At 42.5% G+C, this 20256-nt stretch carries 28 protein-coding genes and 1 pseudogene; 16 read left to right on the forward strand and 13 right to left on the reverse strand.

Annotated features, from left to right (window positions below; translation table 11 throughout):
- The first annotated feature begins 584 nt into the window (after positions 1-584).
- From AC6RGY_RS01055 to AC6RGY_RS01085, 7 genes are all read left to right on the forward strand, one after another.
- A complete protein-coding gene (locus tag AC6RGY_RS01055; protein WP_499858990.1) occupies positions 585-878 on the forward strand; it encodes a hypothetical protein in 294 nt (97 codons plus the stop codon).
- 723 nt (positions 879-1601) lie between these two features.
- On the forward strand, positions 1602-2258 hold the full coding sequence (locus AC6RGY_RS01060; RefSeq protein WP_499858992.1) for a hypothetical protein: 657 nt from the start codon (positions 1602-1604) through the stop codon (positions 2256-2258).
- Complete coding sequence (locus tag AC6RGY_RS01065; protein WP_499858993.1) at positions 2258-2983, forward strand: membrane lipoprotein lipid attachment site-containing protein; 726 nt, start codon at positions 2258-2260, stop codon at positions 2981-2983. Before AC6RGY_RS01060 ends, AC6RGY_RS01065 begins: the two co-directional genes overlap by 1 nt.
- Positions 2984-3482: 499 nt before the next feature.
- On the forward strand, positions 3483-3662 hold the full coding sequence (locus AC6RGY_RS01070) for a hypothetical protein (protein WP_499858995.1): 180 nt from the start codon (positions 3483-3485) through the stop codon (positions 3660-3662).
- Positions 3663-3761: 99 nt separating this feature from the next.
- A complete protein-coding gene (locus AC6RGY_RS01075) occupies positions 3762-3929 on the forward strand; it encodes a BC1881 family protein (protein WP_499858996.1) in 168 nt (55 codons plus the stop codon).
- Between the two features lie 44 nt (positions 3930-3973).
- Positions 3974-4240, forward strand: coding sequence for a hypothetical protein (locus AC6RGY_RS01080; protein WP_499858998.1), 267 nt, complete (start codon positions 3974-3976; stop codon positions 4238-4240).
- 319 nt (positions 4241-4559) lie between these two features.
- On the forward strand, positions 4560-4787 hold the full coding sequence (locus AC6RGY_RS01085; RefSeq protein ID WP_499859000.1) for a hypothetical protein: 228 nt from the start codon (positions 4560-4562) through the stop codon (positions 4785-4787).
- Here the strand turns inward: AC6RGY_RS01085 and AC6RGY_RS01090 are convergent.
- The 4 genes from AC6RGY_RS01090 to AC6RGY_RS01105 all read right to left on the reverse strand — a co-directional run bounded on the left by AC6RGY_RS01090 (position 4782) and on the right by AC6RGY_RS01105 (position 6237).
- The gene (locus tag AC6RGY_RS01090; protein ID WP_499859001.1) at positions 4782-4973 is read right to left on the reverse strand and encodes a hypothetical protein; all 192 of its coding nucleotides are present in this window, start codon (positions 4971-4973) and stop codon (positions 4782-4784) included. The genes AC6RGY_RS01085 and AC6RGY_RS01090 overlap by 6 nt on opposite strands.
- Before the next feature lie 138 nt (positions 4974-5111).
- Positions 5112-5681 (reverse strand): manganese catalase family protein, encoded by a 570-nt coding sequence (locus AC6RGY_RS01095; RefSeq protein ID WP_499859003.1) that lies wholly within the window; start codon positions 5679-5681, stop codon positions 5112-5114.
- Between the two features lie 21 nt (positions 5682-5702).
- Complete coding sequence (locus AC6RGY_RS01100) at positions 5703-5987, reverse strand: spore coat protein CotJB (protein WP_499859005.1); 285 nt, start codon at positions 5985-5987, stop codon at positions 5703-5705.
- Positions 5974-6237, reverse strand: coding sequence for a spore coat associated protein CotJA (locus tag AC6RGY_RS01105; RefSeq protein ID WP_499859007.1), 264 nt, complete (start codon positions 6235-6237; stop codon positions 5974-5976). The genes AC6RGY_RS01100 and AC6RGY_RS01105 overlap by 14 nt, the downstream gene beginning before the upstream one ends.
- A gap of 152 nt (positions 6238-6389) precedes the next feature.
- Between AC6RGY_RS01105 and AC6RGY_RS01110 the strand changes: the two genes are divergently transcribed.
- The 3 genes from AC6RGY_RS01110 to AC6RGY_RS01120 all read left to right on the forward strand — a co-directional run bounded on the left by AC6RGY_RS01110 (position 6390) and on the right by AC6RGY_RS01120 (position 7747).
- Positions 6390-6611 (forward strand): alpha/beta-type small acid-soluble spore protein, encoded by a 222-nt coding sequence (locus tag AC6RGY_RS01110; RefSeq protein WP_499859008.1) that lies wholly within the window; start codon positions 6390-6392, stop codon positions 6609-6611.
- A gap of 178 nt (positions 6612-6789) precedes the next feature.
- Positions 6790-7311 carry a hypothetical protein gene (locus tag AC6RGY_RS01115; protein ID WP_499859009.1) on the forward strand — a complete coding sequence of 174 codons (522 nt, stop codon included), beginning with the start codon at positions 6790-6792 and terminating at the stop codon, positions 7309-7311.
- Between the two features lie 127 nt (positions 7312-7438).
- Complete coding sequence (locus tag AC6RGY_RS01120) at positions 7439-7747, forward strand: hypothetical protein (protein WP_499859011.1); 309 nt, start codon at positions 7439-7441, stop codon at positions 7745-7747.
- A gap of 7 nt (positions 7748-7754) precedes the next feature.
- Here AC6RGY_RS01120 and AC6RGY_RS01125 read toward each other — a convergent pair whose 3' ends face one another.
- The gene (locus AC6RGY_RS01125; protein WP_499859012.1) at positions 7755-8132 is read right to left on the reverse strand and encodes a hypothetical protein; all 378 of its coding nucleotides are present in this window, start codon (positions 8130-8132) and stop codon (positions 7755-7757) included.
- A gap of 92 nt (positions 8133-8224) precedes the next feature.
- Between AC6RGY_RS01125 and AC6RGY_RS01130 the strand changes: the two genes are divergently transcribed.
- Positions 8225-9376 carry a S8 family peptidase gene (locus tag AC6RGY_RS01130; RefSeq protein ID WP_499859013.1) on the forward strand — a complete coding sequence of 384 codons (1152 nt, stop codon included), beginning with the start codon at positions 8225-8227 and terminating at the stop codon, positions 9374-9376.
- On the opposite strand, the gene AC6RGY_RS01135 is transcribed toward AC6RGY_RS01130, so the two are convergent.
- The gene (locus AC6RGY_RS01135; protein ID WP_499859015.1) at positions 9373-10683 is read right to left on the reverse strand and encodes a S8 family peptidase; all 1311 of its coding nucleotides are present in this window, start codon (positions 10681-10683) and stop codon (positions 9373-9375) included. The two genes, AC6RGY_RS01130 and AC6RGY_RS01135, sit on opposite strands and share 4 nt — an antisense overlap.
- Before the next feature lie 207 nt (positions 10684-10890).
- The gene (locus tag AC6RGY_RS01140) at positions 10891-11097 is read right to left on the reverse strand and encodes a gamma-type small acid-soluble spore protein (RefSeq protein WP_499859016.1); all 207 of its coding nucleotides are present in this window, start codon (positions 11095-11097) and stop codon (positions 10891-10893) included.
- A gap of 92 nt (positions 11098-11189) precedes the next feature.
- On the opposite strand from AC6RGY_RS01140, the gene asd reads away from it, so the two are divergent.
- The 4 genes from asd to AC6RGY_RS01160 all read left to right on the forward strand — a co-directional run bounded on the left by asd (position 11190) and on the right by AC6RGY_RS01160 (position 14681).
- Positions 11190-11996, forward strand: coding sequence for an archaetidylserine decarboxylase (gene asd, locus AC6RGY_RS01145; protein WP_499859017.1), 807 nt, complete (start codon positions 11190-11192; stop codon positions 11994-11996).
- Positions 11997-12026: 30 nt separating this feature from the next.
- The gene (locus tag AC6RGY_RS01150) at positions 12027-12617 is read left to right on the forward strand and encodes a rhomboid family intramembrane serine protease (protein WP_499859019.1); all 591 of its coding nucleotides are present in this window, start codon (positions 12027-12029) and stop codon (positions 12615-12617) included.
- A gap of 66 nt (positions 12618-12683) precedes the next feature.
- The gene (locus AC6RGY_RS01155; protein ID WP_499859020.1) at positions 12684-13919 is read left to right on the forward strand and encodes an MFS transporter; all 1236 of its coding nucleotides are present in this window, start codon (positions 12684-12686) and stop codon (positions 13917-13919) included.
- Positions 13920-14192: 273 nt separating this feature from the next.
- On the forward strand, positions 14193-14681 hold the full coding sequence (locus tag AC6RGY_RS01160; protein ID WP_499859022.1) for a gamma-glutamylcyclotransferase family protein: 489 nt from the start codon (positions 14193-14195) through the stop codon (positions 14679-14681).
- Here the strand turns inward: AC6RGY_RS01160 and AC6RGY_RS01165 are convergent.
- From AC6RGY_RS01165 to AC6RGY_RS01185, 5 genes and pseudogenes are all read right to left on the reverse strand, one after another.
- Positions 14606-14872 carry a serine hydrolase gene (locus AC6RGY_RS01165; RefSeq protein ID WP_499861400.1) on the reverse strand — a complete coding sequence of 89 codons (267 nt, stop codon included), beginning with the start codon at positions 14870-14872 and terminating at the stop codon, positions 14606-14608. The genes AC6RGY_RS01160 and AC6RGY_RS01165 overlap by 76 nt on opposite strands.
- Before the next feature lie 289 nt (positions 14873-15161).
- A complete protein-coding gene (locus AC6RGY_RS01170; protein ID WP_499859024.1) occupies positions 15162-15323 on the reverse strand; it encodes a hypothetical protein in 162 nt (53 codons plus the stop codon).
- A 57-nt stretch (positions 15324-15380) separates the two neighbouring features.
- Positions 15381-16151 (reverse strand): ABC transporter permease, encoded by a 771-nt coding sequence (locus AC6RGY_RS01175; RefSeq protein WP_499859025.1) that lies wholly within the window; start codon positions 16149-16151, stop codon positions 15381-15383.
- Between the two features lie 16 nt (positions 16152-16167).
- A complete protein-coding gene (locus tag AC6RGY_RS01180; RefSeq protein ID WP_499859026.1) occupies positions 16168-16995 on the reverse strand; it encodes a DUF2705 family protein in 828 nt (275 codons plus the stop codon).
- A 230-nt stretch (positions 16996-17225) separates the two neighbouring features.
- Positions 17226-17894 (reverse strand): annotated as a pseudogene (locus tag AC6RGY_RS01185) (ABC transporter ATP-binding protein); the annotation flags it as partial.
- Between the two features lie 451 nt (positions 17895-18345).
- Here AC6RGY_RS01185 and AC6RGY_RS01190 point away from each other — a divergent pair.
- Positions 18346-19317, forward strand: coding sequence for a 2-hydroxyacid dehydrogenase (locus AC6RGY_RS01190; RefSeq protein WP_499859028.1), 972 nt, complete (start codon positions 18346-18348; stop codon positions 19315-19317).
- Here AC6RGY_RS01190 and AC6RGY_RS01195 read toward each other — a convergent pair.
- Entirely contained in the window at positions 19298-20110 is an 813-nt protein-coding gene (locus tag AC6RGY_RS01195) for a CPBP family intramembrane glutamic endopeptidase (RefSeq protein ID WP_499859029.1), read from the reverse strand. The genes AC6RGY_RS01190 and AC6RGY_RS01195 overlap by 20 nt on opposite strands.
- Between the last annotated feature and the right edge of the window lie 146 nt (positions 20111-20256).

Consider the following 20256-nt stretch of genomic DNA (forward strand, 5'->3'; position numbering starts at 1 on the left):
ATTTAGTTATATATTTTTGTTAACATATCTACTTTTATTTTGGATGACCGAACATGTATATCGTAAAATATTGCATTCAATTAAAAAGTAATCGACTAGGGTAAGCACTGTTTCTTTGACGTCTTAGTATCACTTGGGTTAGGGGGAACGGGGGTTTATCTTTTGTGAACAAAAACCATTTAATACTAATAAAAATTAATTATTTCCTTTTTTGCGCGTTAAGTAAACGGCTGTATCACAATCACACCAAAGGGTACAGCCGATTTTCATGCGAAAAAGTCCGGATTTGTTCTTTTCTTTGTAGTTGTTATGAAACGAAGAAGACTAGAGGCCACCGCGAACAATATGGATCATACAGAAAGCTGGCATTTAATACGTAGGGGAATAAACTCTGTCAGTGTCGCAGTCTATTACGAAATCAACAGGATATATTCAGGATAAAGACATTGATATCGATGATTTCGAGGACGGAGAATGGGAGTAATGAAAGAGCTAGACATATAATTCCTTCTGTTGATAAAATTAATATACATGTATTCTCAAGGCGGATTTAAAGCAGACACACAATGAGGAGAATGTCTTTAATGTTAAAATACCTTTCTGAGCGGATGCCTAGGCGAGCTAAATGGTGGAAGATGGCTTATGGTACTGGAGCATTCTTCATGCTAAGTGCTGCTTCTATTATTGGACTACCAATAGCCATGATATTATTCCCGTTATTTGTATTTTCTATGATTAAACAGTTAAGTTATCCGGTCATTAAAGTAACCTGTCCAATTTGTAACACCAGGTTAAATGTAGAAGTTGATGTAGAAAAATACCACTGCAACTGTCATTCACTCCTTGAAAAGCAGAATGGTGTTTGGGTAAGAACGTAAATATATTCAGATAACTCGAAATAAGATGATGGATAGCATTTTTAATAACGGGAGAGGGCGTTGAAATAACGATGGACGTTACGCTTTTCATTTCGGGGGTGACAAATAAATTAAGTAGGGATACGGTTGATTGCGTGGGATATAGCGTTATGGAGAGGTTACATGTGTAACGTTGGATTGTCGATACACCCGCTACACGCCTTTTATGGACTTCCACCGAAACTTTCCGTATTCCTCCGAATACCTTCCGTATATTTACATTTACTATACGCTATTTCATTCATTACGGAAGCGCTATCTATTATCGGGACATGGGGGTATATTGCATAGGATGTGAGGTATATCGTACTGACCGTGTGTCAGTAGTACCAAAGCTTATAGTTAATATGCACTACGTATATGTACGCATGGCTACGCCGTGCATACTGATGCGTACGTCATAGGTATACGTTAGTGTAGTCGTAGCACGCGATTAACGAGGCACGGGGGTAGCGAAGAGGTGGTGTCTGGCGTAAGTAGAATCCGCGTAATAAAAAAATGTTCGGAGGGAATCGTTACCACACGGAAGGATGAGCTAGAAAGCGAGACTAACAATGTATCTTCTCATATATTAGAAACCTTTAACAAAATTCCTTATTTTATTTCTATTGACTATCTTTATTCTATCATAATATAATGAGCTAGTTTACAGAAAATCATACCAGAATGAGATGAGGAAAGTCTATGAAGAAATTCTTTGCATCGTCCGTTTCGCTATTGATTTCGGTTTCAATGGTTAGTTCTGTTGCATGGGCCGATAACAGTCAAATCCTTGTAGATCCAGAAGGGGAAGATCTTTCGGATGGCGAAATACAAGGAGTTTATATTTTTAATGAAGATGGCAGCCTAGAAGAGACTTCACTAGATGGTGAAAAGGATGAAAGTGATGAAAGGGTCGACCTTGCTCCAGAGAAAAGACCTATTGGAGATTGTAATGCTGGCTGGGTATATAGACCTTCGAAGTCAACGAAGTTTTACAATATGACCAAGGGAACGACCTACTATAATAAAACGCAAGATAAAATGACGTATAAATCAGTTGCAGAGACAACCGCAACTGTTGGAGCGGAGCTGAGTGGAGAAGTGTCGGGTGGCATCAAAGCAGTAGAGGCGAAAGTAGGTGGGAAAGTAACTGGAAGTGTTACTTGGAAAAAGGGAGAGTCTGTTACCGTAATTGTGCGTCCAGGTTATAAAGGTTGGAATGAATACGGAACTCACAGAACGACTTGGACGGGTCCGCTTGTCTATGTAAATCGCGAGTGCGGTGAATCCAGTAAACGAACCGTAAAAGTTAAAAAACCGAAAGGGAAAGTTGTCGTAGCGAAAACTGTGAAATTCTGATGAAAAAAATAATACTGATATTGGCTTCTGTAGCTATAGTGTCAGGTTGTAATTTAACCGAAGAGAAGAAAGTGGACCCAGTAGACAGTACTTCTAACAAAGAGATTAGTGTAAAAGAAATGATTGCTACTGAAGCCCCTAGCGACAAAAGGCAAACTCCTGCTCAGACTGTTATTCACGAGATTGAATGGAAATTATCTGATGGTAGGAGCGTAACTCCTAGGGAAAAGGACGTAGTATGGAGTGTCACGATAGGGGACCAAGGTGCAGTTGCGGTTAAGGTACCAAAAACGACAACTGTTTGGTACAGCCTAATAAATTTGCAGTATCAAGATGAAAAGTGGGTAATAACGGATATTCTTGATTATCCAACTGACAATACCCTAAGGTCTTTGGATTTAAGTGAATTCAATATTGACCATACAATTGGGCTAGGAGAGGGACAAACTCTCTGGTTTTTTGGGGATAAAAAGAGGGCAATATCTGTTGGGGTACTACCGAGCCAGCCATTTTCAGGCTTCGATGGAATGAAGTCGAAAATGATAGAGGGTCGTGGTATTTCGGTAGGTAACATTGCTTCGGATCAGTCTTTTCTGTACTATTTCGATTCTGACTATTTAATTTGGATCAGTGGAAATATTTCTGAGTCCGAAATTATAGAATTAGCAAAAGATTTGCCAAGTACCTCGTCATCTGATTTCCCGATAGATCTAGATATTGAGTAAGATGTATATATTTTTACAGTATAGCATCCCATAGCGGATGCTTTTTTCTTTTGCCTAAATCAAAACGAAAGCGAGGAGTTCAAGACGAATATTTTACGAAAACTAAAATGTCTTATCTTCGGTCATTACATGGGTACCGTCGACATTCGTGGTCGAGTGGATAAACATATGTGCTGGAATTGCGGTTATTACTGGATTGAAGCATCAAGCGAAGCAACTCCAGAAGAGATAGAATTTGCGAAGGAAATTTATACTACTGGTCGAAAAGAACTGGAGTCTACACATAGAGATGGGGATTGGTACAAGAACATCAAGAAATGATTACTAATACAAATGGCGGATTTACAATGTTTCTTCTTTGGTCATGAATTCGAAGATTTCACCGTCGTATGTACGAGGTGTAAAAGTACCGTTGATCCAATGACCTGTATTACTCATATGGTTTTTAAGAAAGGACATCCCTTGGAATATAGCGGCGATTACGAAAAGGAGGCGTCAAATGAATAACGTAACCGATCCGACTGCCCCACATCACTCCGACCTCGAAACGAAACGCCTACGTTTGGTAGGCGCGAAGGGTAGGGAGTTGCGTAATCAGTATCACAAGGCAATCGACAGGTATAACGAAGAGGCTTCGCTTAGGAATTTGAAGCGAATGGAGAAGGCGAGGAGGCGGTAAAAGCGTCATATGAATGATAATGCTATAAACCGCCATACTGAAATTGATTTTGGGATGGCAGAGAAAGAAATTCTTTAATTTGGAGGGGAGGCGTACGGATTGAGCGAACTAAACAGCGTTGCCACGAAGGGTATTTCGGATGAATTGGAGCGCAGGGGAGGCGTGTCCGTGTTGCGACTTGATCCGGAGGATTCGATTGAGATGCGGATTGGAACGGAGCAGCGTAAAGTCGAAGGTCCAGCGGTCATACTGATTAACCAAGATTAAGAGGCACCCATAGCGGTGCTGTTTTTATGGGGAGATGATGCGTAATGAGTAAACTAAACGAAATCGAAATTAAGGTCAAACTTGACACTGACGAAGCCACGAAGAATCTCGCGGAACTTGGATATGTATCAAAGAGAACGGCGGAGCTAGCGGGGAAAGCGATGGCATCACTGGAATCGGTGGACGTATGTTGCGAGGACGACTACGACGACGAAGACGATTCCGAGGAGATATTCCAAACAGGAGACGTTGCAGAAATTGATGACGAGATATACTACGTCATTGTTACGGATGAGGAAATGCGGTTATAGGGCACTTTAAAACCTTTTCAGACGATTGGGCTTATACTTGCGAAAACGCTAGTATTTACTCAAATCGAAGATTGATTTCGTTGTGGGACTAGAATGGATTCAGTGTGACGGAGAGCAGATATACTAAGTAAGTGAGTTATTATGTCCATTGACGAAATCTATACCGCCCCTGTCAAATGAAAATTGCGAATAGGTGTGGGATTTGTATTAAACGAAAGTGAACCGTCTTTACAATCGTTTTAATTAGCTGTTTTCTAAAAGGCTTTGTTTAAGGATGTTGTGTTATTATGTAATAAATTTTTACGTAGGAAGTGTTCGAATGGAAATCGTAAAATTGATATTCTCGCCAAGCGGACAATTTAAAGTTGAGATAATTAAACGGAAGGATGGTTCGTATACATTTGAAGTGTACGAAATAATGGAGGATCTTGGGTACGTGTATTGGAGCGAGAGAAGATCAACCTTTTCGTTAATCGATACAATGAGAAGCGCAGAGACAATGGCGTTAGAAGAACTAAGAATAATTTCGAAAGAAGAAATTTCATAACTCGATTCCGGCGTAAATTCCGTCCATATCGCTTTGTTCAATACCGATAAATCGCATTGTCTCGTACTGACTAGAATGGTTCAGCGCTTTTGTGATATAAGTTAAATCAACTCCAGATTTGAATCGATGGCAGGCGAAAGTCTTACGAAGCGAATGCGTTCCCGTTGGTGCAACTCGTTCTGCCACTAATCGCAACCATGATTTAATATGGAGAAATCGACATAGAAAAGCTACATTCTCAACCAGTGACCGATTAACCCTTTTTCAGATCATGGTGATCGGGGAGGTCACAAAGGTGAAGATGTAGCTAATTTTTGTTTACTTTTAATAATACTTTTTGCTGTCTCGCTGGTCTTTTAAGATCTCCACGGCTTCTCGGAATCGCTGCGAGTGAACAACCTCCCGCTCACGTAAAAACTTGAGGCTATCGATGATGTCGGGGTCATCCGATAAATTGATTAGCCATTGATACGTAGCGCGTGCTTTTTCTTCTGCGGCAATATCTTCGTATAAGTCGGCGATTGGGTCCCCTTTTGCTTGAATATAGGTAGCAGTAAAAGCATCGCCAGCGGCATTTTCATAAAACAACGCGCCATCATGATTGGCATAATGCGCTCCTAGACCCGCTTTTTCCATTTCTTCAGGAGAAGCATCTTTGGTCAGTTTATAAACCATCGTGGCAATCATTTCCAAGTGGGCGAATTCTTCTGTTCCGATATCGGTTAATAACCCCTTCACCTTATCTGGAATGGTGTATCGTTGATTTAAGTAGCGTAAAGCTGCAGCGAGCTCACCATCGGCCCCACCGTATTGTTCAATGAGGTATTTGGCCATTTTAGGGTTACATGTACTAACGCGCACAGGGTACTGTAACTTTTTTTCATAAAACCACATTGGGGATTTGTCCCTCCTCCTTCAAACTTCCCATGGCCAAGGGCCTTGCGACCATTCCTTCGCTCCCGGCTCCATGTAACTATAGCCAAAATTGGTAAGAGGTCCATATTTGCATTCGAAATCTTGTTTTAATTGGTGAAGCTGGTAGCTACATTGATTATATTGGTAAATAGCTTGTTGATCGCAAGGGTGGGTATCCAAATACAAATTAAGCTCGAGAATGGTAAATTCCACTACTTGCAATTGATAGAGCAACTTATAATACTCTTCATCTAGCTTACGCTCGCTTGTCTCACGGCGTTTCATTGTTTGATGCCTCCTCGCGTCCCTGTTTTTTGTATGGACTGTAGAGGACGGGCCATAGAGTACCCACTTGAAGAGCTTTTTCTGGAGGGTACTGTGGCATATTACATGGTTGGAAACCGAGGTATAAATTGGGTGGACACATGTACTCTTTTACTTGAATCGGAGGGCAACATTGATACGGTGAAACAAACGGTTTCCAGTAGCGATACTGGTTTTTATAAGGGTTTGGTGCTTTGGTTCGACGTAGCATAGGGTACCTCCTTTCTTGCTTCTTTGTAACTATATGATGGGGAAATGGACATATGTCTGTAGACAAGACATTCAGCTCCCAATAATTCACACGCATTAAGAAAGACAAAAATCACATTATAAGAGTACCACCAGCAAGGAGGTGAGAAAAAGATGCAACAACAACCCCAACAACAGCGGGAACGTAACACGAACTACCTGTTAGTGCCGGGTGCTGCCCAAGCGCTGGATCAGTTGAAGTACGAAATTGCCAGTGAGTTTGGTGTCCAGCTCGGTCCTGATACGACTTCTCGCGCGAATGGTTCCGTAGGAGGAGAAATCACCAAGCGTCTGGTTGCTCTAGCTGAGCAACAGCTTGGCGGTGGTGCACAGTAGTGACTTAAAGGCGAACTAAATATTTTGGTAGCGGCAGTGGCACTTGTGCCACTGCCTTCTTCTGCATATTTTTCCTGTATATTTGCATACGGTCGCAAATTGTTCACGGACTCGTGCCTTGATCCCGGGCCAAAGCCTTCGTTATAATAGGATGAGCGAATGAGAAGGGGCTATGACAATGAGGATTTTTCCACATGCCTACGTGGTAAATTTTGATGCTGCAATTCGTGAGATGAACGAAGGAAAATTAAGCGAGTTGCTAGCTACCTATTTTGGAAACCACACCGCTATTCTGACTGGGACGATCGACTTGGCAGAGCAAGAACTGACGGTGTTTGGTTATGCCAAGGCGCTCACATTGAATGAAGAACTCCGTCAAGCGAAGCTCCAGTTCGATGCTGAAGACGGTCAAGGTATCCGTGATTGGGAACAACCACTGGAACGACTGGAGAAGAGTTACGAGGCCACCTTTGATATCAAAGATCCTGAAGACGGGTTGGTGCGAGTGAAAGTGCTTTACCTCACTTTCGCTCTTGATGGTAGGGAGCAAACCTGTTTCTTGGTGGATTCAAAGCAGGTGCAAAATCCAATGGATTGTGTCGTGGAGTTTTGGCAACAAGTTCACCATTTTGGGGATGAGTTTGATGCAGGAGCTTGTTGTTCAACCAATATGTTCCGTCCTCAATCGACAGTCGAATAGAAACGCAAGAGTCGTCAACATGACGGCTTTTTTTTATGTCTACTTGTAGGTGAATAACGTGCCAAAAATCCCAAGTTGACATACATGTAAAAAGAGGATGGAGATTTGATGATGGGGAGGTATGAATATGAATCCCTCACGACCGACAAAAAAAGCGTTTGCTGATCTGATGAATGTGGTGATGGGAAAACAAATCATGGATGAACAAAAGATGGATGTTCTTTTGGAAGAAGCGAAAGCATCCTATGCCGAAGAGGGAATGGTCGGGGTTTTTTCTTATCTCCGTGCACTTACTGGAGCACCTGTCTCAAATGAACAGCTCCAATCCCTTTTTCGTACTTTGGCTAATGAAGAGAAAGCCATTCAACAGTTCCAGGGAATATGGGCGAGCCTGATGACAAGAGAGAAACAAGAAAAGGGAAATAAAAGTCAATAACAGTGCCTTACTTTTTTCGTTTGTTAGCCAGAACGCCATTAACAAAATTGGCGAACGAAGGCGAATTGAGAATATGAAAGAAGGACTCATCGTCTTGTAGTTCTTCTGGTAGCTCAAAGTCTGCCGGATTAGAGGATGCTGTCGCTTGCTTTTTCTCTTTCGCAGGGCGGGACGCGGCTTGGACTTGATCTGGATTCAGGGGCATGTCAGATAAGTGGGAGAAGAGATTTTTCCTCACTTTAGGGTCTTTGATGGCATAAGAGATGTTGGTCATCGCTTTCATCATACGTTCTACTTCGGTTGTGGCTTTGGATATCTCTTGTGATAAGATGCGCATCTCTTCCATCTGATCAATGAGCAAGGGATCTTCCTTTTTAAATGGCATGTGACCAACCTCCGTTTTTGTCAGCAAGTAGTGGGTTGTTCTTTACTATATGTTTGGCGCTAGGCAATTGTGATGTGAAGGAGTGAAAGTGTATGAGTCCTTTCGACCCCTCTTTCTATTCCCAGCGGGGGATGTTTGCTCCCAGGAAAATAAGGAAAATATTTTACTTAAAACCGTACTGTGACCCGCAGGGATATATAGAGGAAATTCGGCGTTATGGGGGAAAGCCTGTACGCGTATTGCCTCACCTATGTATGGTGATTGGGGATTTTTATCAAGATCCGTTTGACTACCAAATCGAAGTACATCCTTATGTGGAGTATTGCGAATCAGACATTCAAGTAAATATATCAGAACCTTATGTCAGTTCTATTTCCGCAGAATACACCAATCTTCCGTGGGGCATAAAAAAAATTGACGCTCCTCCTTGTTGGGAATATAGCAGTGGACGTGGAGTGCGTGTCGCCGTAATTGATACAGGGATTGCATCTGACCACCCGGCAATCAGTGAGAATTATCGCGGTGGCGTCAACATTCTTTCCCCCATCTTTTCACCCTATGATTACAATGGGCATGGAACCCACGTAGCGGGAATTATCGCGGGTCGTGCTCAAGAAAAGGGCATTGTAGGAGTTGCCCCACGGGCACACCTATATGGTGTAAAGGCTTTTAATCGCAAAGGAAGTGCAAATTTGTCTGATCTCCTTACCGCGATCAATTGGTGCATTGAGAAGAGAATGCAAGTGGTCAACATGAGCTTTGGTATGGATAACATGAGTGAATCCCTTCGTCATGCTATTCAAACGGCACATGCAAATGGGATTGTCATGGTCGCAGCTGCAGGAAATAAAGGGAATCCTCACAAAGTAGACTTTCCGGCAAATTATCCGGAGACTATCGGGGTAACGGCCATAAGCGAAAAAGGCTCGCTTGCTTCGTTTAGTAACATGGGGGAAACCGTCGATTTAGCCGCTCCTGGTGCGAAAATCCCTTCTGCTTGGCTCAATGGAGGCATGAAAGAGATGAGTGGGACTTCGATGGCGGTTCCTCATGTAGCGGGTACCGCTGCGCTGCTACTGAGAATGGAACCTGAGCTCGCACCTGATCAAATCCGAGATATTATGAGACGGACGGCTGAGCCGATTTCAGGAATGTCGGGTATTGGTGGGGTGCATGCCCACCGTTCGGTAGGCATGCTACATGCTCATAAGAAACAACAGGAAGAATTACGCTCTGCTTTCTAATAACGAGAAGCGGACTTGGCATGTACCTGCCCTGCCCCTTGCTCATTGGAAGAAAGGTTCATATCGGTTGCAGTCTCCATCAGTGCTTTTTTCACCTGCTGGGGAGTCCAGTTGGGATTCTTGGAGTAGAGAAGCGCGGCAATCCCAGCTACCATCGGGGTTGCCATGGATGTTCCAGACATGCTGGTATAAAAGCGTCCGACTCGCTGGTCACTCGAGACTTTATCAATATAAGAACTCGCTGAACGAAGCGATGTAATATTGGTCCCTGGAGCGACCACATCCGGTTTCGTCAGCCGATCAATGGTTGGTCCGCGGCTAGAAAAGGAAGCCATCGTATCGTCAGAGCGGGCGACTGTGCTGTGATCATCGGTGGCCCCCACAGTAATCACACTAGGTTCGATTCCTGGGCTGGCAATGGTTTGCGGACTAGGCCCTTCATTTCCCGCTGCCACAACAACCGTCATGCCGCATTGCACGGCTTCTTTAACAATTTGGCAGACAGGATCATCTCGATGGGATTGAATGGCGCGGCTACCGAGAGAGAGGGAGAGTACCTTGATTTGATACTGACGCTGGTGATCCATACACCATTGGATGCCAGCGATGACATCAGATAGTTGTCCAGACCCTATTCTATCCAATACTTTGACACCGATGACGGAAGCGGCAGGGGCTACACCACGGTATTTTCCGTCCGATTGCCCACCGTTACCAGCGACAATTCCGGCGCAATGAGTACCGTGGCCGTTATCGTCATAGGGGTCTTTTTTGTTTTGTACGAAATCTTTGAAAGCAATAATGCGGTTTTGTTTTTCTGTTAGATCGGGATGCGGAGCGATTCCGGTGTCAATGATAGCGACAGTTACGCCTTGTCCACGTACCCCTTCTGACCAAACTTGTGGCGAGCGTGAAGTGGGAGTGGCGGTATCTAGCATGGTGTGTACCTTGCGGTCTAAATAAACCTTGAGGACACCTGGCTGTTTGACAATGTGTTCTAACTGGGACATGGAACACTTGAGGGCGCATGTTTGAATGCTATCAAAATATCTCTGTGGTTGAACTTTTAAACCTGCGATCTGCTGGCCCTGGCTGGCTTTTTTCCAACTAGCTGCTTGTTGTGTGGAGTCAAATTGAACCAAAACGGAGACTTGACTAATGGTTTGCATCGCTTGAAAAGCTTTATGGTGTAAGGTACGGGGAAAATAACGAATCCACTGTGTTTTATCTAGTAAAAAGGAGCGTAAAGCTGAATCCATGCGATTCCCGTGAGAACGTACCCAATAATAAGGGGATTGGGATAACATTATTTTCTTCCTTTCTTTGAGAATATTTTCATTCTATTAATAGATTATGCCTCTTAGAAGAAGTGAGGAAGTGTGAATGCCTTCTAAAATAAGAAAGAAAATTTGAGTAGGGTGAGATCTCTCTTTAGAGGAGAAGAAAACTTTATGTTAATATAATAGAAAAAAGCCACCCCAATTTTCGGGGTGGCCTTCGTCATCCATTGTTGGTTAGTATTGTTTTGGGTTTGGGTTTTGTTGCTTCTTTTGCTGGGATTGTTGATTTTGCTGGCGCACTTGCTGTGCGTTTGTTTCTTGGGCGAATTCATTCTGGTAGGCACCTTGCGCATTTTGAGCACCTTGAGCTGCTTGTTGATTTTGTTGGCGCACCTTTTGTGCATTGGTTTTCGCCGCTTGATTTTTCGGCTGGTAAGCCATTGATATCACCTCCACTAACCGTATTTTGTCCTGTTTTTTTTGTTTCACTCATGATATTTATCAACTATTTATTTCTAGGAGGCATTGTTCTGTTGAAAGGGAAACTATTACAAGGGGTATCGGCTCTGACGGGTCGTTTGGCGCGAACACGCTTAAGCAAAAAGCTTATTCCTCTTTACATTCGCTACTTTGACATTGAATTAGAACCCATCGAAAAACCCGTAAAAGAATACGATTCGCTACTCGACTTTTTTGTGCGTGCTCTGAAGCCAGAAGCCAGACCGATCGATGCTGATCCCCGCAGTATCATAAGCCCAGTGGACGGTGTAGTTGCGCAGTGTGGTCAAATTGAAAGGGGCTCTTTGGTACAAGCCAAGGGTGTGACGTACACCTTAGAGGCACTATTAGCCGATGCTCAAGAAGCAAAGACATATGAAGGAGGGCACTTCGTTACGGTTTACCTGAGCCCACGTGATTATCACCGTATCCATACACCGATGGACGCGAGTGTTACAAATATTACCTATATACCGGGGTTTTTTTATCCAGTTAATCAATGGGGGGTAAAACGGATTCCAGGCTTATTCGCCAAAAATGAACGATTAATCACCCACTTGACTACTTCGATCGGTCCCATGGCTTTAGTAAAAGTTGGAGCTACCAATGTGGGGAGCATTCAAGTGGTTTTTGATCCAGGGATTCAAAAGAAACAAAAGAGGGAATTAAAGCATAAAGTATATGAGACGCCCATACCTCTTGCTAAAGGGGAGGAATTAGGCAGGTTTGAATTTGGTTCCACCATTATTTTGTTGATCCCACCAGGTCCACTGAAATGGGAAGATGGGATCACATCTGGTCAAGCTGTTCGAATGGGAGAACGAATCGCAAAGCTTTCGTAACGAATTTATCGGTAAATGAGGAGGAAAGGCATGTTTCAACATACACAAATACCTCTGAAGCAATTTCCAAAACACTTCCCTGTTATAACAGCGATTCTGGCTGTACAAGTGACACTGTTTCTTTGGATGACACTGGCGGGTGGAACAACAAATAATGAAGTGCTAGTAAATTTCGGAGCGCTTTATATTGGAGCACCAGACGAATGGTGGCGTATGTTTGCCTCTATTTTTCTGCATATCGGCTTTATGCACCTATTGTTAAATAGCTTTGCGTTGTATTTATTTGGACCGCAGTTGGAGTGGGCACTAGGGAGAGGTTGGTTTATCACCCTGTATATTTTCTGTGGTTTCATCGGAAATGCGGCAACCCTTGCGATCAGTAATTTCGGGATTAGTGCAGGCGCCTCTGGGTCCGTGTATGGGCTGTTGGGTGTGTATGTATTTATTTACTTCTTCCGTAAAGATATTATGGATCGCAGTACAGGGAAAGGGATTATGGTCTTGATAGGAATTAACCTGGTTTTGAGTATCTCCCCGGGCATTAATTGGGTGGCTCACCTCTTTGGTTTGCTCACAGGCTTCTTTTTCACTGCGTTTTTACTAAATATGAGAAAAAGATAAGGGAATCTCTTTCACCCGTCTGTAAAGAAGCGTGGAGTTGGTTAAGCTAAGACGGGTGAGGTTACCATGCGGCTTCTTGCACATTCAGACCGGTTAGATCGACCGGCTTGGCTTTTATTGGGCATCAATGGATTGTTTGCTGTTGCAACGGCTTTGTCCAATACGTTTGTGAATGTTTATCTGTGGAAGTTAGAGCAGGATTATGCGACAATTGGTCTGTTTAATCTGGTGAGTTATATCTCGATGGGGATTACCATCTATTTTGCAGGCAAGTTTGTTAAGAAAGTGGATCGAGTGATCGCTGTACGCTTGGGGGTTTCCCTGCAAGCATTGTTCTATACGATTGTTCTCGTGTTAGGAAAGCAATCTGGACACCATGTGATCCTGTTAGGAATTTTCCTCGGGCTGGGTTCGGGTTTTTATTGGCTAGCAAATAATATTCTTTACTTTGAGATCACAGAAAGAGAAAACCGAGATATCTATAATGGTTTCAATGGTTTGTTTTCCTCTACAGCAGGGATGATTGCTCCTTTTATTTCCGGTTTGGTGATCACGAGAATCAATCATTTTACAGGATATCGCATCATTTTTGGATTATCGCTGGCAATTTTTTTGTGTGCCTTGGGGCTGACATTTTTGTTGGCACGTCGAAGTGCACATGGTCAGTACCGTTTGAAGGAGGTAGCGCGCCTCACAAGGAATCCTAAAAAACATTGGTTTTGGGTTAATTTAGCGATGATTGCACAAGGCGCGCGCGAAGGGGTATTTCTGTTTCTACTTGGCATATTGGTGTTTGTGTCCACGAAAAATGAGTTGGTATTAGGGAGCTTTCTTACCTTTTCCTCGGCAGTTTCGTTGATCGGTTTTTTCATAGTGGGAAGGGTGATCAAGCCACAGTGGCGCGATGAGGCCATCTTATTTGGTGGTTTGATGCTTGGGTTGATGGGCATTCCTTTTATTATTTACTTAAAGACATGGACACTGTTGTTGTTCGGAATCGGGATCGCCTTCTTCTATCCCCTTTATTACGTGCCACTCACCTCGACGGTTTTTGATGTCATTGGTCAAAATGAGCAGACAGCAGCCTTACGTGTAGAGTATGTGGTGGCAAGAGAAATCGCTCTCAATGTGGGGCGTGTTTCTAGCATCGGCCTCTTTCTCGTCTGGATTCAATGGTCGGTCTCGCTGGCATCGGTTAGCTTGTTTTTGTTTTTGACCGGGTTTGTTCAGATTTTGGTGTGGGTGTTTATTCGCCATTTGCCACTCTTTGATGACAAAGATCGGGCTGCTACTTTGAAGTAAGATGGATGCTAGATGCGAAATCACTTTTAAGAAGATCATCATGGTAGATAACGTAATCGGAGAAAAGCGATGGACGGTGGCCGTTATGTAAGGAATGGCACGATAGGGTATCAAGGTTATGCAAAAAGCTTCCATTCGTCCATCGTTTATCGCGCAATGAGAGAACATGGAGTTAGATATTTTTATTGGGCAGGCTTTTCGACTTCGACAAGTGTTATTTTTCGTTTCATAATTCTTTTAATTAAGAATGAATAGATAAAAGGAGAGAGAACATTGCTATACTTTGCGTACGGATCTTGCATGGATGAGGACAGCTTTCGGGAGACCATGGGAGAGGGCAATTATGAAGTGTGGGGAAGAGCGAAACTGATCGGATATCGCTTGGCCTTTACTCGTTACGGGGAACAGCGGAGGGGTGGCGTAGCGGATGTGATTGTGGCTCCAGGTGATGAAGTGGAGGGCGTCTTATATTTTATCAATCCAGCTGCTTTGGAGCAGCTGGATGAACGGGAAGGGGTCCCATATGGCATTTACCAGCGAGAAAACATCCGTCTATGGTGGGAGGGAAAACAAGTAGGGGCTATGACCTATACGGTAGTGGAGAAAGAAGCATATGAACAGGTGCCTAGTATTCAATATGTTCAGTTAATCATGAGTGGAGTGAAGCGTTTCTTAAGTGAGGCTTACTATGCACGGCTCGTGCAAGAATGGAAGGAGCGCTTCGATATAGACTGGGAACAAATGACGCAGAAACGAAAATAAGTGAGCAGTCTTTCCGGAGTATGATGCCCGACAGAGAGATCAAGTAAGAATGGCAAAGAGAGATGAAGTAAATCTTGCACGGGCGTATCATACTTAAATAAACCTTGTTCGATGAGCTGACAAATTGCCACAGCGGTAAATAGCTTACATCCTGAAGCCATCCCAAAGCGTAAATCTGTTTGATTGTAAATTTTTCACTTCGATTTTCATCCCCAAAAGGCTCTGCTACAAGGGGCTCTTTTCCCTTTACATAGACAGAACCGAAGAAGGGCAAAGGGCTTTGATTTTCTTTGAATAATTGAATGATTCGGTTAGAGGCTTACGAAGTTGCATCTCGTAGTATACGAACCAACCTTCTGTTACCATCACCTGAACAAGTTCTTAATATCATAACTACACAATTCGAAAAAAATACAACGCTACGTGCTCAGTAGCATTGTTATCATGTGAAAAGTCAAACCTAGTTGCGTTAGATAGTGGCTAGGCTTTTTGTTTTTCGGTTAATGTAGATCTGAGTTCATAAAATAATGATATGTTTTCTCTTGATTGAATAAGTATCGGATGGATTCCTGCTTTTTTACTCATCTCTTCAATGAAAGGAATGTCACGAATATCTTCTGCCAATATAATCACTTGACTCATGTTGGTCCACCCCATAATTCGTTTTTGAGTAGGTAATTGAGAGTGAAGAACTCTCAATTACCTTGTCCAATTACGTCTACTCCAGATCCAATACGTTAATCCATAACTTGTAATGCATATCATAGATAGGCTGATCAAAAAAGAAAATATATTTTCGCCATTTAAGATTTTAAAAGCTGTTTCCCCGTTCAGAAGCAAAAACTTAAGATGATCTGACAAGTAAAGGGTTGCAACTAGACTACCTAATATGGCAAAGAAGGATAAGATGGCATTGGGTAGTATTGTGCTAAGTAGACTACTAATTCCTAATAAAGCGAAATAGATGAGAAGAATTGTAAAGTAAAATCGTAAACTAAACCCAAGTGAACCTAGAAATGATACGGGATCTGATCCGGGATAAAGGATTACTTCGTCTACATGAGGAAAGAAAACCCAACCAGCGACTTGTGCAAAAACAAAAACAATGCCGAGTAGAGAAGCAATCAGTACTCCCATAGATAACCACTTAGCAAAGAGGAGTGATCTCCTTTTTTGTGGTCGAATTAAAATGAGTCGCAAAGCACCGGAGCTGTTCTCGCCATTAAAACTGTCAACGATCAGCATAGGTAATAGAACAAAAGTGAGAAGAAAACCAACTTCTTTTAATAGAAAGGGTGCAAAATTAAGGGCGTTTAGATCTGTTGTTAGCTCAGGAGTATAGAAACCAATACCACTTCTTCCTAACCAGAGTGTAAAAAAAGTGAGTAAAATCACATACATCATAAAAGTGTAACGTGTTTTTTTGCGTGCCCAAATTCTCTCCCATTCACTGTAAAACAAATTTTTCAATAGAGGTGGCCTCCTTCTATATGAATCGATCGCGTTTTGTAAATACGAGATATGAAAATAATGAAAATACAACCATATATACGAGTGTGATTACACTGTTAAAATAAAAGAATTTAGGGGTCTCTCCGAGAGCAAGTGCTATGCCTTGATATTGGATCTGTGTGAGAGATAGAAAAAACCATTCTGATGCTAGTGGTGGCTCGAGTCCTGCAGTAAATACCGTTAGTATAATGGGATAGCTAAAAGACGCGAGCAAAAAGGCAATCGTAATGCCAATTGCTGTTGTTGTTGACTGGCTGATTACTGCTATAAATGAGATAACAGCAGACATCGCCATTAAGGTAAAGATAGCTATAAAATAGTAACGTAAGTTATATGAAAATGCTGGGCCACTACCAACAGGATCGCTATAATAAAATAAATGGACTTCCTCAGTACTGGGAAACAACCATGCTCCAAAAAGATAACTAAGTCCAAAGTAGACGGTATGAAAAAGCAATACGATCCCCATGATGGTAAACCATTTAGCAAAAAGGAGTTGTGCAAAAGAGTAAGATCGAATCATAATCATTCTAATTTGTCCTGTGGTGTACTCTTCGGTAATGGAGTAAACAAGTAGCAACAATAAAATTAAGTTGTATACTAATACTAATTGCTCAGACAGTGCTAAAATTGGGAAGTTATCTCGAACAGCAAATTGTGGACTATCCGGTGACAGTTGTGAATTCAGGCTTAAATAATATTTTCCGGTCAATAGCAGTATGATAGGGATAGAAGCAAATATAATCCAAGTTATTTTACGACTCCACAAACGCTCCCATTCACTTATCATTAAAGAAATCATGTGTTCACCATCTCAATAAAGACATCTTCAAGACGCTTTTGCCTTTTTTCGATACTCAGAATTTGTATACCATGATGAATAAGATTTGTATTTAAATCTGCAACTTCTTCATCACTTATTTTCACTTGTAGTATATCTGATTCTAATTCTTTTACGGGGAAATGTTTTTGAATAAGCGATATTGCTTTTTTAGTAGGCTGTACATGATAATGATACAAGGTTTCACCAGCGATTTCGGAAATAGGACCTTCATGAATAAATTTTCCTTCTTTGATTACGACTAGATGATCACACATCTGTTGTAGTTCGTCCAATAAATGGCTAGAAATAAAAAAGCTAATGTTTAACTCGTTTCGTAAATCGAGAATGAGTTTACGTAATTCTTTCATACCCATAGGATCTAATCCGTTGGCAGGCTCATCTAATATAATGATTTCTGGATTTCCAAGTAATGCTTGGGCAATTCCTAGACGTTGTTTCATCCCTAAAGAATAGGAGCCTACTTTTTGATCAGCAGCAGATGTGAGTCCAACACGCTTTAGTACTTCCTCTACTTTAGATTTACGCTCTTTACTAGGAAGTGTAGGATGCAGACGAGCCAGGTTTAATAAAGCTTTTCTTCCAGTTAGATAAGGAAAAAAGATAGGAGATTCTACAATTGCGCCAATGTTGCGTAATGCATCAGTGCGATTTGCTGTGACACTAATACCATTAATAAATAAATCACCTTCGTCAGGACGGATTAACCCAGTAAATAAACGTATTAATGTTGTTTTACCAGCACCATTTGGGCCAAGGAAGCCACAGATGGTACCTTTATTCACATGAAAAGTCATATGATCGATGATTTTTCGAGATCCTACTTTTTTAGAAACATTTTTTGCTTCTAATACAGTCATATTACGCCCCCTGATTCGATTAATCATTTATTTTGTCAACTATCTTTATTATAAAAACAAGGTTTGTTCAATAATAGGAGTGCAATCATACCAGCGGTTCAAAGCTTCTTTCTTTTCATACTTAATTAGTATAATTTAATAGTGATGGAAAATCTAGCGATAGAATATTTAGATAAATATAGTATAAAATAGTTTTCATTTTGTTGATGACGTTCCGGTCATCAACAAACAACTGGGGGAAGTTGTCGATGGCTTCTCGCTTTCTTTTGCTGAAAATGAAATTTGTGCAAGCTCAGGAAGGGCAATTAGATGAGCTCATCCAAATATAGAAACAAAATGTACGCTTAATGTATGAGCGGGGTATTTACCAATGGAATGTTTGTTTTGATATTCTGTGGTTTATTCTTTCGTTCACAGAAAAAGGACTTGAATAAGAAAGGATTTGTATAGAATGAAGCCAAAAGTGTTGGTCACGCGAGCGATCGTGGAGAGTGGGCTTAAGAGGCTCCAAGAAGTGTGTGAAGTGGAGCGAAACGAGGTGGATCGATCGATGACGAAGGAAGAGTTTATCCGGTCCCTTGAAGATAAAGAAGGCGTCCTGAGTATGGTAACCGATCCGATCGATGGCGAAGTGATTCGTGCGGCGAAACGGTTGCGAGTGATTAGCAACCATGGAGTCGGTTACAATAATATTGATCTGGAAGTGGCGGCAGAGTGTGGAATCGTGGTGACCAATACCCCCGATGTGCTGACGGAGGCGACAGCGGATTTGGCATGGGCACTGATGTTAAATAGCGCGCGGCGAGTAAGTGAAGGGGATCGGTGTGTACGACGCGGCGCATGGACAGGCTGGTCTCCCTTGTTTATGTTGGGACAAGAAGTGTATGGCTCTACACTCGGGATTATTGGTTTTGGAAGAATTGGACGCGCCGTAGCTCGACGTGCTCAAGGTTTTGGTATGAAGGTGTGTGTCTATACACGCACCCCGCTGTCTACACAGATCAAAGAACAATGGGGAGTTCAGGCTGTATTGCTCGACGAACTTTTGACCGTTTCCGACTTTGTATCCCTTCATGCCCCGTTAACAACAGCAACAACCCACATGATCGGGCAACAGGAGTTACAACAAATGAAAAAGAGTGCTATTCTCATCAACACCGCACGCGGAGCGCTAGTAGACGAAGAAGCACTGGTGGCTGCGCTACAGCAGGGTACGATCGCTGGAGCGGGTTTGGATGTGTATGAAGAGGAACCAACGGTGCCTGTTGAACTAAAGCAATTAGAAAATGTGGTGTTGGCTCCTCATTTAGGAAGCTCTACTTTGGCGACCAGAGAAAAGATGGCGCTGTTAGCAGTCGAGAATCTAATTGCTGTAATACAAGGGAGAACTCCGAAGCACTTGGTTAATGCCGACCGCGGGTGATAAGAAAGAGAAGGAGAATACCAACACCAATGGCGAATGAGCCAATTAACCCTCCTTCAAACCCGAAAGCACCCCCTGTTAGCCAGTGAGGGCCTGTTATTTCTAGTTGAAAGTACGATTCAGGCATTATTTTCATGCCCGAAACAGGAATGCCCAGCATCGCCTGTGTCCAGTTCCACATCCAATGCAAACCGATAGGAAGCCAGAGGCTACCGGACCACTCTTTAGCCAGGCCCAATAAGATTCCTGCTAACATAATATTTGTAAAGGAGAGCCAGGTAAAATGCGGGTTTTGCAGGTGAAATGCGGCAAAGAGAAGCGAGGTGATAAAAATCCCTCCGGTTTTTCCTAGCTGATTGATCAACAGGGATTGAATATATCCCCTGCTCAATACTTCCTCACCTATAGAGACGAAGAGGAAGCTGAAAGTGGTTACGAAGGCTGGGAAGAGTAGATTTGTGGTGCCAAATTGTGCAATCGTGAGGAAAGGGGAAATCCATAGCAAGACAAAGGAGAAGAAGATCACCATCATGCCTATACCACTACCATAGAAGAAGTGAGAGAGGCCCGTTGAATCACGAAGGCCCATGTCCATGAAGGGGCGTTTCTCCCATAACTTCCACAGAGTAAGGGAAAATAGGACGAATAGGGTATTTTGCAAGAAAAGATAACCCGCAAACATGGTCGGAGAATACGGAGGCGACCCACCGAGGAAGGGAACAACGAGCAAAGGGGCTAACCCAGCGAGAACCACGATTAATATTACTTTTAACATCGTTTTCAACGCGTTCATGAACACTTTTCTCCTTTCGCAAACAGAGGCTCATTCCCTTTTCAGTATAACGAAAAAAGGGGCAGTGTGGAGAAAAAATGGAATACCCCCTCGCATCATCGCTCACATTTTGATAAAATCCATATTAAGTATTTGAATCTGGATAA

It is taken from the genome of Mechercharimyces mesophilus, assembly GCF_059818345.1.

Bases quoted from the DNA above. Each gene is read 5' to 3' on its own strand.
- AC6RGY_RS01195 (WP_499859029.1), bottom strand. From the start codon at position 20,110: ATGAACGCGTTGAAAACGATGTTAAAAGTAATATTAATCGTGGTTCTC.
- AC6RGY_RS01125 (WP_499859012.1), bottom strand. From the start codon at position 8,132: ATGCCATTTAAAAAGGAAGATCCCTTGCTCATTGATCAGATGGAAGAG.
- AC6RGY_RS01135 (WP_499859015.1), bottom strand. From the start codon at position 10,683: ATGTTATCCCAATCCCCTTATTATTGGGTACGTTCTCACGGGAATCGC.
- AC6RGY_RS01180 (WP_499859026.1), bottom strand. From the start codon at position 16,995: ATGATTTCTTTAATGATAAGTGAATGGGAGCGTTTGTGGAGTCGTAAA.
- AC6RGY_RS01070 (WP_499858995.1), top strand. From the start codon at position 3,483: ATGAATAACGTAACCGATCCGACTGCCCCACATCACTCCGACCTCGAA.
- AC6RGY_RS01095 (WP_499859003.1), bottom strand. From the start codon at position 5,681: ATGTGGTTTTATGAAAAAAAGTTACAGTACCCTGTGCGCGTTAGTACA.
- AC6RGY_RS01190 (WP_499859028.1), top strand. From the start codon at position 18,346: ATGAAGCCAAAAGTGTTGGTCACGCGAGCGATCGTGGAGAGTGGGCTT.
- AC6RGY_RS01120 (WP_499859011.1), top strand. From the start codon at position 7,439: ATGAATCCCTCACGACCGACAAAAAAAGCGTTTGCTGATCTGATGAAT.
- AC6RGY_RS01055 (WP_499858990.1), top strand. From the start codon at position 585: ATGTTAAAATACCTTTCTGAGCGGATGCCTAGGCGAGCTAAATGGTGG.
- AC6RGY_RS01060 (WP_499858992.1), top strand. From the start codon at position 1,602: ATGAAGAAATTCTTTGCATCGTCCGTTTCGCTATTGATTTCGGTTTCA.
- AC6RGY_RS01110 (WP_499859008.1), top strand. From the start codon at position 6,390: ATGCAACAACAACCCCAACAACAGCGGGAACGTAACACGAACTACCTG.
- AC6RGY_RS01100 (WP_499859005.1), bottom strand. From the start codon at position 5,987: ATGAAACGCCGTGAGACAAGCGAGCGTAAGCTAGATGAAGAGTATTAT.
- AC6RGY_RS01140 (WP_499859016.1), bottom strand. From the start codon at position 11,097: ATGGCTTACCAGCCGAAAAATCAAGCGGCGAAAACCAATGCACAAAAG.
- AC6RGY_RS01080 (WP_499858998.1), top strand. From the start codon at position 3,974: ATGAGTAAACTAAACGAAATCGAAATTAAGGTCAAACTTGACACTGAC.
- AC6RGY_RS01150 (WP_499859019.1), top strand. From the start codon at position 12,027: ATGTTTCAACATACACAAATACCTCTGAAGCAATTTCCAAAACACTTC.
- AC6RGY_RS01085 (WP_499859000.1), top strand. From the start codon at position 4,560: ATGGAAATCGTAAAATTGATATTCTCGCCAAGCGGACAATTTAAAGTT.
- AC6RGY_RS01115 (WP_499859009.1), top strand. From the start codon at position 6,790: ATGAGGATTTTTCCACATGCCTACGTGGTAAATTTTGATGCTGCAATT.
- AC6RGY_RS01105 (WP_499859007.1), bottom strand. From the start codon at position 6,237: ATGCTACGTCGAACCAAAGCACCAAACCCTTATAAAAACCAGTATCGC.
- AC6RGY_RS01130 (WP_499859013.1), top strand. From the start codon at position 8,225: ATGAGTCCTTTCGACCCCTCTTTCTATTCCCAGCGGGGGATGTTTGCT.
- AC6RGY_RS01170 (WP_499859024.1), bottom strand. From the start codon at position 15,323: ATGAGTCAAGTGATTATATTGGCAGAAGATATTCGTGACATTCCTTTC.
- AC6RGY_RS01155 (WP_499859020.1), top strand. From the start codon at position 12,684: ATGCGGCTTCTTGCACATTCAGACCGGTTAGATCGACCGGCTTGGCTT.
- AC6RGY_RS01065 (WP_499858993.1), top strand. From the start codon at position 2,258: ATGAAAAAAATAATACTGATATTGGCTTCTGTAGCTATAGTGTCAGGT.